Source organism: Nocardia otitidiscaviarum (genome assembly GCF_007362295.1).
GTDB classification, from domain to species: Bacteria; Actinomycetota; Actinomycetes; order Mycobacteriales; family Mycobacteriaceae; genus Nocardia; species Nocardia otitidiscaviarum.
Window position 1 is genome coordinate 4,256,467 of the sequence record NZ_CP041695.1, and the last position, 13,803, is coordinate 4,270,269.

Below are 13,803 nucleotides of genomic sequence, written 5' to 3' on the forward strand. Positions count from 1 at the left end.
AGGATTGACGTTCCGTTGACACGAGCCGCACCCACCCGGGATAGACCAACGCAGCCCAGCAATCATGGTTCAACGACTTTCGCTGCCAACCGGTACCACTTCACCGCCTCGGCGATCTCGCCCTGCTCCTCCAGCAAGGATCCCAATGCGACCATGGCCTCACCCTTGCCCGGATCGATGGCGCTGCGAAACCAGATCTCGGCTTCGGTGAGCTCGCCTTTGTGTTCCAACAACATTCCGAGCAGCAGCATCGCGTACAAGTCGCCGGAACGAGCGGCGCTTCGGTATTCGGTCTCGGCATCGGCGAGCTGGTGTCGAAGACTGCGCAGACGCGTAGTCACCGCTTCTACAGGTCCGGGACCAGAGATCGCACGCCGCGGAGTGCGGATATCCAGGAATTCATCCTCACCAAGTGCGCGCTCCTTCGGACGAACTACACGGGTGAACGACGCCCATTCGCTGCTGTCGAGTTCACCGAGCATGGTCCAGGTCGTCCACAACAAACGCGGCGCCTCGAGACGAGCGCTCGGACGACCGAACGCCGTGCCGGTAGAGAAATCGATGGTAACCGGCTTGCTGCTCTCGACCAGAGCGACTGCGCGTTCGACTACCGCGCCCGAACCCAGGTTCTCCGCGAATGGCGCTGCGAAGTCGTCACCGATGATGTCGACCCCTTCCTGCGACCCGTAGGACAGCGTACGACCACCGCCGATGAGGCTCACCGAAGTGATCGGGATGCCCGACCGAAGTGATTTGTTCGCCAGCTTCTGAGGCGACGGGCGGCGATCGACAGACTTGTCCGGGGTTGGGAAGTCATCGCTCCTTTGCCCGATCCACGATCGGTGCCCGAATCCCTGCAGCGACAACTGCCCGTGTTCGACTCGCCAGATCAGATCACCTGAATCCTTTTCGGTTCGCTGCAGGTCAACGATGCGACAGGTTCGCGCCGTGATGTTCCTGAGCGCCGACTGCATGATCGACTGCAGGGCAGTACGATCCTCGCCGACGATGTTGAGTCCGTCGAAGGATTCGAGTGTGATCCGATGTCCGACCTTCTGCCAGAAATCGGACAGGCCCGGCGGGACCGCACGCAGCAGCGACCGGAGCCTGTCGGGGCTCAGGTGCGGGTCGTCCCAGTAGCGGTCGTTCCAGTCACGGTCGTTTCGCCTGGGAAAGCTGTGTATGGGGGCGCCCGATGCCACCCACATCGTCTCGAGCACGGAAGTCACCTCGGTAGCCGCAGCCGGCGCGAGAACGCTCTCAATCGCCTCGAGCGCCGACTGAGTCGTCTCCCTGTCGGCCTCAATCGCCCCCGCAAATCCGCGGCTGACAGTCTGGGCGGTGGCCGCCGCGTGGTCAGCCTCGAGCAGTCCACAGCCTCCGCGCAGCACCGACGGCGGAAGAAGTCGCGCGCCGGGAGCGAGCGAATACTTGGCCAGTTGTTCGAACGAACCGACCTGCGTTACCAACGATTGCGTCGACTTAGCAGTGTCCGACAAATCTGCCAAGCCCGCGACCGCGACGCCCGGCGTCGGCAGCAGCGCCGAAAGATGCACGAACACCGAGCTCGACGACTCGTGCATCTTGACGTCGATCTCGATTTGTTCAGGGTCCTGGGTTGCCCTCAGATAGACCCGACGCAGGCAATCAACGCCCCGCGACGGCCACTCGACCACCAGATCCGGCACATAGGTGTGGTTGAAATACTCCGTTCGTGTAACCCGCACGCTGGGATCGGCTACCAGCAACGCGGCACTGACGATGTCCTTCACACGCCGCACGGATTCGGCACTGTCCTCGACCTGCAGGGCATCTTCCAGTTCTACTTCGGTTTCCGAGGTCATTTCCTCGCCCCCTCCAAGACCTCGTGCATGGCGATCACTGCCAGATTCTCATCGCTCATGGACAGGTGGTTGATCTGCTTGTCGGACAGGACGAGCACCCAGATCCGTTCGGCGACCTCCTTGATCATGCGTGAATCCAGAGTCGAACCGGCGGCTTCCTGCTCGCTGGCGAAGTTGAACTGCCAACGCTCCCGCACGCACAGCTTCACCTTGTCGGCGCTGTCGAGCTTGGACCACTCGGTCGCGTTGAACGGCGACCACGTAATCCACATAAAATGGTCGCAGCGTTCAGGGCGCATGGAATACGCGCGGAAGCACTTCGCGAGAAAATCCCGATAGTGGGCAGGCTGATCGCTCGCGTCCTTGTAGTTCTTCACCTCGGCGAAGAACTCCTGGTTGTGCACCTCGCCGCCGCGCAGGAGACCACCGAGATCGAATGAAAACGAACCATTCGGTTTAGGGAAAGTCAGCTTCGGAATGGCAGCGGGATCCGGCTGCATCCACCGCACGTCGGCGCGGGTCGTGCGTTCGAGCCACCGCTTCGCCCGCCAGGTCCCGTCCGCCCCCTTGGCGTGCGCAGTCTCCCCTGCCATGAGATTGCAGCGTAAGCCATTTCCACGAAAAGCGCATTGGCCTGGCGGCCGAGAGCGTTCCGCCCACGGTCAGATCGAGGTAGTCCGTGAGCACCGGCGGCACTAACCCGCGCGGCAGCGTGGCTTCCAGGACCTCCCGCCAGGTCGCCCCTGCATCCACGATGACGCGGTCTTCTCTCACTTCGTGTACACACGCCATGCCGCGCATATCAACGGCGATGCCCTCGGTCAACGACTCACCGCGGCAAGAGTGCCAGCAACCGCGAGCAACCACATCCACCCGAACCCTCGTCTCCTCGTTCCGGACGAGCGCGGCGATCTCCTCCGCACAGCCAGGACGCACGACCAGGCGCGGAGTTCGGCTGACAAGGCCACCGAAATCACGCGTCGCACCGCGCAGGTCCGCCTCCGCCATAGCCCGAACTGTACCGAAGGCCGCGGGTTCGCTCGGCTACGAAGGTTCCCCGCCGAGTCGAGGCCGCTGAGCATAGGCGTAGAGGTGAGTTTCGGGATCTGCCTCAGCGAGGGCGGGCGTGTACGACACGACCCGCATGTCGAGGCATGTGAAGCCAGCCTGCTCCACCACTCGATGAAGATCGCCGCGCAGATAGCCGCTGACCCGGACGTCCGTATCCAGGAAGGTGACCGCCTCGTCGCCGAAATCGGCCTCGACCATGCCGACCAGTAAGTATCCGCCGGGCTTGATGGCATCGTGCAGAACCGAAAGCGCCAGCTGGATATCGGATCGGGGCAGCATCAGCAAGGAGAAGAATGCGACCGCGCCATCGAATTCGACTTCGGTGAACTCCAAAACATCACAGGTATGGAACATGGCCTCGGTACCGCTGCTGCGGCGGCCGAAATCATCGCGGGTGAAATATCAATGCCCACAACCTGTATCCCGGCATCAACCAACTGGCGGGCGATCGGAACACCACTACCGCAACCGACATCCAGGACTCTTGCGCCTACACCCACACACTCAACGAGCCAAGCAGCTGCGCGAACCTGCTCGGGCCGGTCCGAATACGCCAGCTCATAGCCCTCGACCAATCGATCGAAAACCAGCCTGCGAAGTCCCCTCGCTCGTGGCCGACACCCGGTCAGAGCCCTTCGAGAACCTCGGCTGCCCCTCATCCATCATCAACGCGCACCCCTCGCTCCGATCGGATACCAACGATACCGCTCGGCCCTCCAACGCTCAGCCAGTCGCGCCCGGTCGTTTATGGAGTCGCCCATCGGATCTGGAAGCTATGTGACGGCACGAGCAGAATCCCGGACCAGCTGGTCCGAATCTCCACGGACCCGCCGCTACTTGTTCGAATACTAGAATCCGGCGCGTTCGCCGCGCCGGTGTTCGGCGGATCGGTCATGCTGGATGCGGTAGCCGTGCGCAGGGGGCTGGTCACGATGCGAATCAAAGTTCTCTCCGATCACATCGGCGAGCAGTTGCAGGTCTCCGAGCAGCAACTCGACGAGACCGCAGCGAATCAGGCTGCCTGGCACAGCTATTACGCGCAGGTGCTGACCGAGTGGGAGGCCGCCAGACGCGCCAAACCCTTCTGGAAGCGGATACTGGCCGTCCCCACCGAGGCCGAAGAAGCCGCGCGGCACCATGTCGGCCAAGCCGCTCAGCAGGTGGCGTGGGTGGGACTACAGCGTGCAGCAGGCATACGGCCGGGTGCAGCAGCACCTGTCGGGTGCCTGCGGTGAGGACCTGCTGGCCTGGAGCCTGTCGGCCCTGTCCGACGAGTGGGTGATGCTGCGCGGCCACCGGAACCGGCGCGGTGAGACCGACAGCGTGTTGATCGGTCCCGACGGGGTCTGGGCGGTCGAGGTCAAGTGCCGCCGAGTTCTGCTGCACGCGGTCGACGACCGGTGGTGGTTCCAGAAGGTCAGCACGCGCGGGAATGTGTACGAGTCCGAATGGGCGGTCGACGGCGGTGCACAGGTGAGCCAGAACGAGCAGCGCTCGCCGACCCCGGTTGAGAATTCGCCACGCCGAGCTGATGGCGTGACGGGTGGCAGCGGACCACACCGGCCAACCAGGTCAGGGTCGAACGAGGCAACGCCCATCGCGGTGCGGTAGAACAGCATCGAAGCCTTTGGCGGAACGGCCGCTTTGGTCGATAACTGATCTACCAGTGGCTTCACACGTGTCACGTCGGCACACTATGCGGCACAACAACTCTCACGACGGCATGCGCAGAAGATGAAAGGGCTCACTGACTCATTGCTTCAGTTGTCGTAATGAGGAGGTCCGCAGCTTCCCCGATCTGTTCATCAGTAATTTCTAGGGAGCCTTTGGCATCAGTGATGGTCATGCCGCTGACCCATGGGTCGACGCGGGTGGCGAGTTCCACAGCGCTCTTGGTCTGGAACTGGCCGTTCTTGACACGTGCGTCGTCGATCCAGATCTCCTTCTCATGCCCCGGGAGCGGAACGAGACCGTTGTGTTTCACGTAGGTGGCGAGGCCGTTCTCGTCCTCATCGACTTTCGTAGGCCGGAGTGTGACAGTGGCGCTGACCTGTGGGTCGCTGCCCTGGGTGAAGCGGCAGGTGATAGCGCGGTCCAGGGGTTGGTCGGGCTTTCCGGTACCGCCTTGGTAGTCGAGTTCGACGCGGTCGATCGGGAAGTCGGTGCGGAAGTAATCCAGGAATGGTGTGCAGAAGTCTTGGGCCGTGTGGACCGGCTGGCTGTCCTCGGGTGTCGTCGCACATCCGGTCGCGGCCGCGACGACGATCAGCAGGGCGGAGACGACGACTTGCCGTGCATGAGTGAGACCGGCGCGGTGGTTGTGGCTGCTCATCGGACAGCATCCCTGCCTTCTCGGATCTTGGTGACGAGGTCCTGGAGGTTGTCGCGCAGAACTCCTCCTTGGTAGGCGTTGAGGATATTGCCCAGCTCGGAGTCCAGGACGTGCGGATCGCCGGCGACGCGGACGGCGTCGTCGTAGCTTTTCAGCTGGCCGTCAGCGAACAGGTGGCTGTAGCGCGGGTCGTGCGCCAACATCCCATCCTGGGCCTGTAGCACCTGGGCGACCTGGTAGAGCGCTCGCGCGGGCGCGTAGTCGCGGGTGTTGTCGAAGTGGGCTTGGGAGGGGTCGGGCATCTCGTAGGCGTATCCGATGATGTTCATCTTCGCGTAGGAGTTGGAGATGTCGATCATCGGTCCGAAGACGTCCTTGACGACCGGGATGTACTTGACGCCGGTGCTCACGATTCCCTTGCCGGAGTCCCAGTTGGCCCCGTCCATGGCGAAATCTCTGATCGCGGTGCGGATCTCGGCTGCTTTGCGGGCATCGAGTTCGCCGGTGAGGCCTTGGTCGACCAGGCCGAGGATCGTTCCCGACTTGATCGCCAGCTCGTCGTGCGGGTTGGCCGGATCCGCCAGCACCGACTGCACCCAGCTGCTCTGCAGCTGCTGGGCCACCGACAATGCCTTGGTATTGAACGCGACAGCCGCGTCCTTGTCCGAGTCGATGACCGAGAAGATCGCTCGAGCACCGTCACGGTCGGGGCTCAGCGCGTCGTTCCCCGGCGGGGTGAACCCCTCGGTGTTGAGGAACTTGTCGGGGACTCCGGCCAGCTCGGGGATGTAGGGGCTGAGCGCGGAGGCGAACCCTTGCACCGCCAACGGGTTGACCTCGCCCAGCGACGCCGAGCTACCGCCGTCGAGGTTGAGCAGGTCGCTCTTGTGCGACGCGAGATAGTCGGCGACCTGCGAGGCCGTTTCCCCCGCGCGTGTTGCGATCGCGGGATCCGGGTTGGTGGCGTCGGCTTCCACCCACGACAGCATCTTCTGCACCGCGGCGCCATCGTCTGCCCAATGCCGGTGCGAGAACGCATCGAGCGCCTCCCCCGGCTCGATGTCGACGCCGGTCGGGAGATTAGTACCGGTCAGGACGTCGTGGACGGCGATCTTGTCCTCACCGCCGACCGAAACCAGCTGCTGCAACAGCTCCCCCGCGGTGCCGTTGCGGTGGTCGGTGTCGATGTTGACCCGGCTGCCGGGTGAGGAGTTCAGCTCGCCCGCGATCGTGCCCGCCTGCGCCAGCAGCGCCCGGTTGATGTCACTGCCCGGCGCGGACCGGGCATCAGCCTTGTCCATCAACTGCGTGACCTGCGACAGCTCGGTGGCCGCCAGATTGCGGTACGGCCTGCCCTGATGGATGTCGTAGTCCTTGGTCACCGCACTGCGCAGATCCGACGGCACCTGTGATAGTCCGCCCTGAGGGTGGAACTGGCTGCCCAGCAACGGATCCGGTCCGGCGGAGTGCACGTTCGGGTTGGCCAGGGTGTTGAGCTGGTTGACGACTGTGGCTGCGGCCTGGGTATCCCCGGCGGCGGTGAGTCGGTCGGTCATCGAGGTCAGACCGTCGAGACCGGCGGTGTTGTAGAAGGCGTGCAGATAGTTCCACTGCGTCTCGGATAGTTCGACCTGTTTGCCGGCGTTGATGGCCTCGACATCGGCGGGGGTGATACCCGCCGCCTCCAGCCGAGCCGCGATCCTCTCCAGGTCGTCGTCGCTGGCCTCGCCGCCCGCAACCAGGTTGCCGTCACTGACACCCTGATCTTTCGCGATTCCGCGGTCGGTCAGCGAGCCGGGTTTCGCGCCTTGAGCGGCCTCGGGTAGCTCGTTGAACGCTGCGGTCACCCCGTCGGCGACACCTTGAGCGGCTACCCCGGCAGCGTGGAGTGCGCCCTTCAGGGTTGTCGAGTACAGGTCGGCTTGGCGCTGCAGCACCGCGAGCTTGAGCACCGCGCTGTCTTTGTCCTTGTCCGACAGCGCGTTCGCTGTCTGCGCCAGCGACAACGTCACCGTGCCGTCCTCACCCCACACATATCCCTCGGCGGCGAGGGTAGCTACGGTCTGTTTCACCGTCTGCTGGGCGAATCGCATTCCGGGTGAACCCACCGTGATGGCGGTACCGGCCGCCTCGAGCGCGCCCACGGTTTTGTAGCCGTCGTCCCGGACAGCCAGTCCCTTGTCGCGTAGTCCGTTGCCGAATTTGCCGACCAGGTAGTCCACCGAGTTGCCGACGGTGGTGTACATGCCGTCGAGCTCGGCCTTGAGTGTGGTGGCCTGCTGTTTCCAGGCGCTGGCCTGCGTGTCGAGGGTGTCGAGTTGCCAGCTGCTCACCTGGGACACAGTCGGGGTCGCGGCCTCGCCCATCGGCTCAGTTACCCTGCGGCATCTGGTCGGCGTTGTGCCGATCCATCGCTACCACCGTGGACAGGCCCGTATCGGTGGCCGCGGCCATCCTCCGGACCTTCTGTAGCGTCGACTCGATCGCGGCGGCCGCCGACAGCGCCCCCGTCGAACACGCCGTACCAACTCCTGTGCCCGCGACCGCGGTCATCAGCGCAGCCGCCTGCTGATCCACATCGATCGTTCCGAGCGTGTCCGCGCTGGCGTTCACGGCGGTGATCAGGCCACGCACGCGCTCGCGATCGACGTATAGGAAGTCCTCATCACCCACCGAGCGAGCCCCCTCACAGGTCAGTGCCGATCTTGGTTACCGATCGACACTCTACGGGACCTGCACGTCGACCACGATCGGCGAGCACCACCGAAGGCAGCGGCGGCCTACCAGTCCGGCGCAGCGATTCGCGACCTGCGCCGAAACGGGTCATCGTCATCGTCCCAGGGGTCATCTACGGCAGCCGGTGCGGGCAGGGATCGTTCCGGTGCGTCACCAACCTGCTCGATAATGCCCGCAATGCGCGGATCCGCCTGCACCGCGCGCACGGACTCCGCAACCTGCGCCTGCGCCTGCTCACGCGCCTTGTTGATCAGATCGGCGATCAAAGTGCCGAGCCGAGCACCACGCGGAGCGAGCTCCTCATCGACAGCGACCGCACGAACCTGCCCACTGGCGTACACATCGACATACACCCCCTCCACCCGCAGCGCGACATGCCCGTTGCTCATCGCCTCGGCCATTCGATCCATCTTCATTGCCAAGGACTCGCTGTACCCCTGTGGGGATGACCGCAGGGAACTCAACCGAACCTCCTCCAATCGGCGTTCGCCAAGAATGTACGCACCGAACCTCGCCAAGACCCAATAACCGGACTTGCGACCTGTGCGGTCGCACGGCTGCGGGGCTGGCTAACCCAGATCTATTCGGCTGAGCCGCACCTGTCCATCCCCAGGACATCGGGATCAGTCAGTTTCGACGAATCTGCGCGGGGAGACGAGGGTACCGCTCAGCCTTCCCGCGCGATCCTTCAGCGCGGCGGTCGCCGGCTCGCTGACCACCGGAGTGTTCGGCGGCTCGGTACGCCACTCGGCCCGAGCCCAACCCGATGATCCGAAGGTCCGAGCGACCCCTCAGGGAATGGCCACAGTCGATGGTCAGATCACCAGCCTCGTTACCAGGTCAGTTTCGACTCTCGCGATAGATACCTGATTGTGACCGACCAAAGAGGGTAGTAAAGCAATTCTTTCGCCAGTTACAGAGTGCCAGGCTCTACGACTCGGAGAATTTCTCAAAGACGCTCGGACGCAGCCGCACGTCTTGACGTTCTGCAAACGACGACCGTCTATTAGTGCCAATGATTACATCGAAACCGGGGTGATTCATAGAGACAGAATTCAGTAAATGACAACAAGGCAAAGGAGCCGGACTCATGGAGGAACACGCCGATCACTGGCTCAGCACCGAAGAAGTTGCGAGCTACTGGCAAGTTCCGGCCAAAACTCTTGCCAATTGGGCGTCATTAGGAAAAGGGCCAAGATTCGCAAAAATTGGCCGGTTCCGACGCTACAAGGTGAGCGACCTAAAGAGATGGGAGCAAACGCTGCCATACCGAGGAAGCGATTCGCAATTCCCTCTGAGTGATCAGAGAAATGCAGCCTGAACTGCACGCAACATGCATGATAGGAGAGTGAAGCATGGCCCAAGTGGCACTTGCACCCGGCGCTATGCCCCCGAAAGATAAACTCACACCAACGAAAGGGGCGGACGGCCTGTGGAGGCTCACACGGATACGCCACCGCGCTTTCAGCGGCGAATACATCAAGACGAGCGCCATCGGTCGAACTCGCCGCGAGTGCCTCGACGAGTGGGAAAGAAGTTTTAAAAGGAATGTTCTCAAAGGTTCTAAGCGCAAACGGACCAGCAGACGACCGCAGTTCTCCCCCACCGACAAGATGAGCAAGGTTTTCGCCGAGCTCGATGCCCAATACAAGGCGAAAGTAGCGGCGGGGAAAATGTCCGATGGGACTTACGACAACTATCGCTGCTTTATCTATCCGCCAGCCAAGAACGCGAAGCGTAGCAACAAGCCCGACGCCTTCAAGCTTGACATCGAGATGGGTAGTCTTAGTATCGCTGAGGCTGCTGATGCCGCTTGGATAGCCGACTATTTGGACGAGGTGGCCGACAGCGCCTACAGCACGGCCTACCACCAGCACCGCCAACTGTGCTCGGCCTTCAAGCTCGCCGTGCTGGGCAAAGGAATCGAGCCGAGCGCCAACCCGATGCCGTATGTCCCGCGGCCAACCGGTGACCGTGCTGAACCTCGACCGCTCGCTCCTGATGAGCAAACCGGTGTCCTCGAGCGCATCGATACCTGGCTGAACGATGAGCGTGGTGAAAGCCACTACCTGCGGACATTGTTTCTGCTGCTGCTCGGCACCGGCATACGGCCCGGCGAGGGGCTGGCAGTCCGATGGTGCGACATCACAGAGCAAGAGTTCGACGGAGTAATTCGGTCCGTGCTGTACGTCGGCGCCACAGTCAGATGCAAATCCGTGACAGGGCCGTATCGACACCCTCGGCGTAAGAGCGGCAACGAGTACCGGGTGGTGCTACCTGCTTGGCTCAGGGAAGTCTTGGCCGACGAGCGGCTCCGGGCATCCCCCGCCTCTGAACAGCTGCCGATACTCCGCGGCCCACGCAGCGGCGAAGGCTCATGGATCAGCGTGACCAACGCTCGCATGGCGGTGTACGCCATGCGAAACGGAAGCCCGTTCGACACTTTTCGCCTGTCTGATCTACGGGACACGGTGGCCACCCACATCGCCATGGTCACAGGCGACGACGAACGGGCCAGCGCCCAGCTAGGGCACATGGACGGCGGTAGATCGATGGCCCAACGCCACTACATCCACCAGGGCATTCGCCGCATGGTCGCAGTGGACAACGCCGACGTCCTGGAATTGCTGAACCCGTTCAAAATGGCACCAAAATGGCACTCCACCGCCTAGCTGAACCATCTACACCCCGCTGACCAGCGGAAACGGTCAATCCTTCTTCATCATCTCGTAAATCCGCTTGCACTCCGGGCACACCGGGGAGCCCGGCTTGGCGGAACGAGTGACCGGGAAGACCTCGCCGCAGAGGGCCACGACGTGGGTGCCCATGACCGCGCTCTCGGCGATCTTGTCCTTCTTCACGTAGTGGAAGTACTTGGGGATGTCGCTGTCGGTGGACTCGTCGGTGGTCTCATCGGGGCGTACCAGGGTGTCTGCGCTCACGCCCTCCATGATGCCAGGAACCGTGCCCGGGACCACCGCCGTGTGCATTCGTGTGGCGAGGGTGGAAGACTCGGGGGTATGCAGCGTGACGGCGAGACCCCCGATGCCGAGCACGATGGCGACGCGGTTCGCCCCGAGTTCGAGTTCCGTCCGGCCGGTTCCATACCCATGCCGCCCCGGCCTTCGCAGGGCTTCTTCAAGGGTGAGCCGGAGAAGCCGGTGCTCATCACCGAGGCGCAGACCTCGCTGGAGCAGCAGCATCGGAATCGGGTGCGTCGGTACACCATCCTCATGGGCTTCCGGATCCCGTGCCTGATCCTGGCGGCGGTGGCCTACAGCATGTGGGAGAACTGGGTGATCTCGCTGCTGATCATCGGCATCTCCATACCGCTGCCGTGGATCGCGGTGCTCGTCGCCAACGACCGGCCGCCGCGCCGCAAGGACGAGCCGAGCCGCTGGGACGAGCGCCGTCGGCAGATCGCCCTGGAGTCAGGTCAACACCGCGCGATCGACGGTTGACGGCCGCCGGATGCCCGCGGACATGAGCGCAGCGAGACCGCAGAGCCCGCCCGCGATCCACCACGCCAGGTCGTAGCTGCCCTGGATATCGCGAATGAAGCCCGCCCCGAAGGCGGCCGCGGCCGCGCCGATCTGATGTGAGGCGAAGACCCAGCCGAAGGCGACCGGTCCGTCCGCACCGAAGTGCACGCGGCACAACGCGACGGTGGGCGGCACGGTGGCGATCCAGTCCAAGCCGTAGAAGATGACGAACGCCCACATACTCGGCTCCACATCCGGCGCGAACAGCGCGGGCAGGATGAGCAGCGACAGCCCGCGCAGCGAGTAGTAGGCGACCAGCAGATAGCGCGAATCGACCCGATCGGTGAGCCACCCCGACGCGATGGTGCCCGCCACATCGAAGATGCCGACCAGCGCCAGCAACCCGGCCGCCGTGGTGGCGGGCATCCCGTGATCGTGGGCGGCACTGACGAAGTGGGTACCGATCAGCCCGTTGGTGGAGGCCCCGCAGATGGCGAAACCACCTGCCAACAGCCAGAACACGGGTTTGCGGGCAATGGTGCCGAGTACGGTCAGCGCCCGTACGGCCCCGCCGGACGCCGCGGACCGCACGCCCGGGTCGTCGCCGGGGGTCGCGCCGTAGGCGGTGACACCCAGATCGCTCGGGAAGTCCCGGATGAACAGCAGCACCAGCGGCACCACCGCCAGCGCGGTGACCGCCACGATGAGGGCGGGCAGCCGCCAGCCGTACTCGACGGCCAGCGTCGACACCAGCGGCAGGAAGATCAGCTGTCCGGTGGCCCCGGCGGCGGTCAGCACCCCCGTGACCAGGCCACGCTGACGCACGAACCAACGGCCGGTGATGGTCGCCACGAACGGCATGGACATCGACCCCACGCCGATGCCGACCAACAACCCCCAGGTCCCCACCAACTGCCACGCCTGGGTCATGAAGACCGTGAGCCCGCTGCCCGCGGCGATGAGCACCAGCGCGCCCGCCACCACCCGGCGAATGCCGAAGCGGTCCATGAGGGCCGCCGCGAAGGGTGAGATCAGCCCGTAGAGCAGCACATTCACCGAAACGGCCAAGCCGATGGTGCCGTGTGACCAGCCGAACTCCTCGTGCAGCGGATTCATGAGCACGCCGGGGACGGAGCGGAATCCGGCCGCGCCCAACAGGGTCAGGAAGGCGACCGCCGCCACGATCCAGGCCGGGTGCGGACGTCGGCTGCGGAATTCGCCTGTGACATGCGGTGATCGCGTGGTCTCGGGTAGCTGGGTGTCGGTCACCGACCGAGCGTGCCGGAAATACGCCTACCGAACGAGTGGCCGGAATGACACAATACGTAAAGATCACGCCACTCGCCGCGAGAGGAACCCATGACCACCCCGCATCTGGTGGCGGTGCTCGCCCTCGAACACGTCGTCGGATTCGACATGACCATCCCCGGCACGGTGCTCGGCTCGGCCACCGATCCCGTCGGCGTTCCGCTCTACGACGTGCGAATCTGCGGCCTGGGTGGCCCCGTCGCCACCACCACGGGCTATTCGATCCTGCCCGCGCACGGACCCGACCTGCTGGCCCGCGCCGATACCGTGATCGTGCCGGGCAATCGCCTGGACGGCCCGCGCCAGCACGGCACCCTGCCACCCGAACTGGCCGCCGCCCTGACCACCATCCGCCCGAACACCCGCATCGTCTCCATCTGCACGGGTGCGTTCGTCCTCGCCGCGGCCGGCCTGCTCGACGGCCGCCGCGCCACCACTCACTGGGCCTTCGCCGATGCCTTCCGCACCCTCTACCCGCGGGTACGGCTCGACGAGAATCTGCTGTTCGTGGAGGACGGGAACGTCTGCACCGCGGCCGGTCTCGCCGCGGGCATCGACCTCTGCCTGCATCTGCTGCGCACCGATCACGGCAGCGCAGCCGCCAATCAGGCCGCCCGCTACTGCGTGGTGCCGCCGTGGCGCGAGGGCGGGCAGTCACAATTCATCGACCGGCAAGTGCCCGAACCTGGCACCGAGGGCACCGCGCCGACGCGAGCCTGGGCATTGCGACATCTCGACCACGATCTGGGCCTGGCCACCCTCGCCGCGCACGCGTGCATGAGCGTGCGCACCTTCACCCGGCGATTCAAGGCCGAAACCGGTGTGGCTCCGGGCACCTGGGTACTCCAGCAGCGGCTCCGCCACGCCCGTCACCTGCTGGAGACCACGGACCTCGCGGTCGACGAGGTGGCGCGGCGGGCGGGCCTGGGCACCGCCGCCTCGCTGCGCCACCACATGCGCACCGAACTCGGTGTCGCACCGCTCGCCTACCGCCGCACCTTCCGACGGACCATCGTCGGCAGCCGATGAG

The 13,803-nt window shown here is 64.3% G+C and carries 16 protein-coding genes and 1 pseudogene; 6 read left to right on the forward strand and 11 right to left on the reverse strand.

The window, feature by feature from the left end; all coding sequences use genetic code 11:
• Positions 1-62 precede the first annotated feature (62 nt).
• From FOH10_RS18915 to FOH10_RS36310, 5 genes and pseudogenes are all read right to left on the reverse strand, one after another.
• Positions 63-1,844 carry a tetratricopeptide repeat protein gene (locus FOH10_RS18915; protein WP_143981740.1) on the reverse strand — a complete coding sequence of 594 codons (1,782 nt, stop codon included), beginning with the start codon at positions 1,842-1,844 and terminating at the stop codon, positions 63-65.
• On the reverse strand, positions 1,841-2,437 hold the full coding sequence (locus FOH10_RS18920; protein ID WP_244961275.1) for a hypothetical protein: 597 nt from the start codon (positions 2,435-2,437) through the stop codon (positions 1,841-1,843). Before FOH10_RS18920 ends, FOH10_RS18915 begins: the two co-directional genes overlap by 4 nt.
• A gap of 109 nt (positions 2,438-2,546) precedes the next feature.
• Positions 2,547-2,852: pseudogene (locus FOH10_RS36305) on the reverse strand (FAD-binding protein); the annotation flags it as partial.
• A gap of 36 nt (positions 2,853-2,888) precedes the next feature.
• Positions 2,889-3,248 carry a class I SAM-dependent methyltransferase gene (locus FOH10_RS18930; RefSeq protein ID WP_143981743.1) on the reverse strand — a complete coding sequence of 120 codons (360 nt, stop codon included), beginning with the start codon at positions 3,246-3,248 and terminating at the stop codon, positions 2,889-2,891.
• Entirely contained in the window at positions 3,194-3,574 is a 381-nt protein-coding gene (locus FOH10_RS36310; RefSeq protein WP_143981744.1) for a class I SAM-dependent methyltransferase, read from the reverse strand. The genes FOH10_RS18930 and FOH10_RS36310 overlap by 55 nt, the downstream gene beginning before the upstream one ends.
• 234 nt (positions 3,575-3,808) lie before the next feature.
• Between FOH10_RS36310 and FOH10_RS18940 the strand changes: the two genes are divergently transcribed.
• Positions 3,809-4,150 carry a hypothetical protein gene (locus tag FOH10_RS18940; protein WP_143981745.1) on the forward strand — a complete coding sequence of 114 codons (342 nt, stop codon included), beginning with the start codon at positions 3,809-3,811 and terminating at the stop codon, positions 4,148-4,150.
• Positions 4,098-4,526 carry a nuclease-related domain-containing protein gene (locus tag FOH10_RS18945; RefSeq protein WP_186000530.1) on the forward strand — a complete coding sequence of 143 codons (429 nt, stop codon included), beginning with the start codon at positions 4,098-4,100 and terminating at the stop codon, positions 4,524-4,526. The genes FOH10_RS18940 and FOH10_RS18945 overlap by 53 nt, the downstream gene beginning before the upstream one ends.
• Before the next feature lie 133 nt (positions 4,527-4,659).
• Here FOH10_RS18945 and FOH10_RS18950 read toward each other — a convergent pair whose 3' ends face one another.
• The 4 genes from FOH10_RS18950 to FOH10_RS18965 form a co-directional block, all read right to left on the reverse strand.
• Entirely contained in the window at positions 4,660-5,247 is a 588-nt protein-coding gene (locus FOH10_RS18950; RefSeq protein ID WP_143981747.1) for a hypothetical protein, read from the reverse strand.
• Positions 5,244-7,580 (reverse strand): TPR repeat domain-containing protein, encoded by a 2,337-nt coding sequence (locus FOH10_RS18955; protein ID WP_143981748.1) that lies wholly within the window; start codon positions 7,578-7,580, stop codon positions 5,244-5,246. The genes FOH10_RS18950 and FOH10_RS18955 overlap by 4 nt, the downstream gene beginning before the upstream one ends.
• 37 nt (positions 7,581-7,617) lie before the next feature.
• Positions 7,618-7,920, reverse strand: coding sequence for a hypothetical protein (locus tag FOH10_RS18960; RefSeq protein ID WP_143981749.1), 303 nt, complete (start codon positions 7,918-7,920; stop codon positions 7,618-7,620).
• A gap of 107 nt (positions 7,921-8,027) precedes the next feature.
• A complete protein-coding gene (locus tag FOH10_RS18965; RefSeq protein WP_143981750.1) occupies positions 8,028-8,405 on the reverse strand; it encodes a YbaB/EbfC family nucleoid-associated protein in 378 nt (125 codons plus the stop codon).
• Between the two features lie 668 nt (positions 8,406-9,073).
• On the opposite strand from FOH10_RS18965, the gene FOH10_RS18970 reads away from it, so the two are divergent.
• Positions 9,074-9,304, forward strand: coding sequence for a helix-turn-helix domain-containing protein (locus tag FOH10_RS18970; protein ID WP_143981751.1), 231 nt, complete (start codon positions 9,074-9,076; stop codon positions 9,302-9,304).
• Between the two features lie 34 nt (positions 9,305-9,338).
• A complete protein-coding gene (locus tag FOH10_RS18975; protein ID WP_143981752.1) occupies positions 9,339-10,655 on the forward strand; it encodes a site-specific integrase in 1,317 nt (438 codons plus the stop codon).
• Between the two features lie 36 nt (positions 10,656-10,691).
• Here the strand turns inward: FOH10_RS18975 and FOH10_RS18980 are convergent, their stop codons facing one another.
• Positions 10,692-10,934 carry a DUF3039 domain-containing protein gene (locus FOH10_RS18980; RefSeq protein ID WP_029923960.1) on the reverse strand — a complete coding sequence of 81 codons (243 nt, stop codon included), beginning with the start codon at positions 10,932-10,934 and terminating at the stop codon, positions 10,692-10,694.
• A 159-nt stretch (positions 10,935-11,093) separates the two neighbouring features.
• Here FOH10_RS18980 and FOH10_RS18985 point away from each other — a divergent pair, with 159 nt between their 5' ends.
• Entirely contained in the window at positions 11,094-11,444 is a 351-nt protein-coding gene (locus FOH10_RS18985; protein WP_228814498.1) for a DUF3099 domain-containing protein, read from the forward strand.
• Here the strand turns inward: FOH10_RS18985 and FOH10_RS18990 are convergent.
• Positions 11,415-12,734: an MFS transporter gene (locus FOH10_RS18990; protein WP_143981754.1), complete on the reverse strand. Its 1,320-nt coding sequence runs from the start codon at positions 12,732-12,734 to the stop codon at positions 11,415-11,417. The genes FOH10_RS18985 and FOH10_RS18990 overlap by 30 nt on opposite strands.
• 90 nt (positions 12,735-12,824) lie before the next feature.
• On the opposite strand from FOH10_RS18990, the gene FOH10_RS18995 reads away from it, so the two are divergent.
• Positions 12,825-13,802, forward strand: coding sequence for a GlxA family transcriptional regulator (locus tag FOH10_RS18995; protein ID WP_143981755.1), 978 nt, complete (start codon positions 12,825-12,827; stop codon positions 13,800-13,802).
• Position 13,803: the final 1 nt, after the last annotated feature.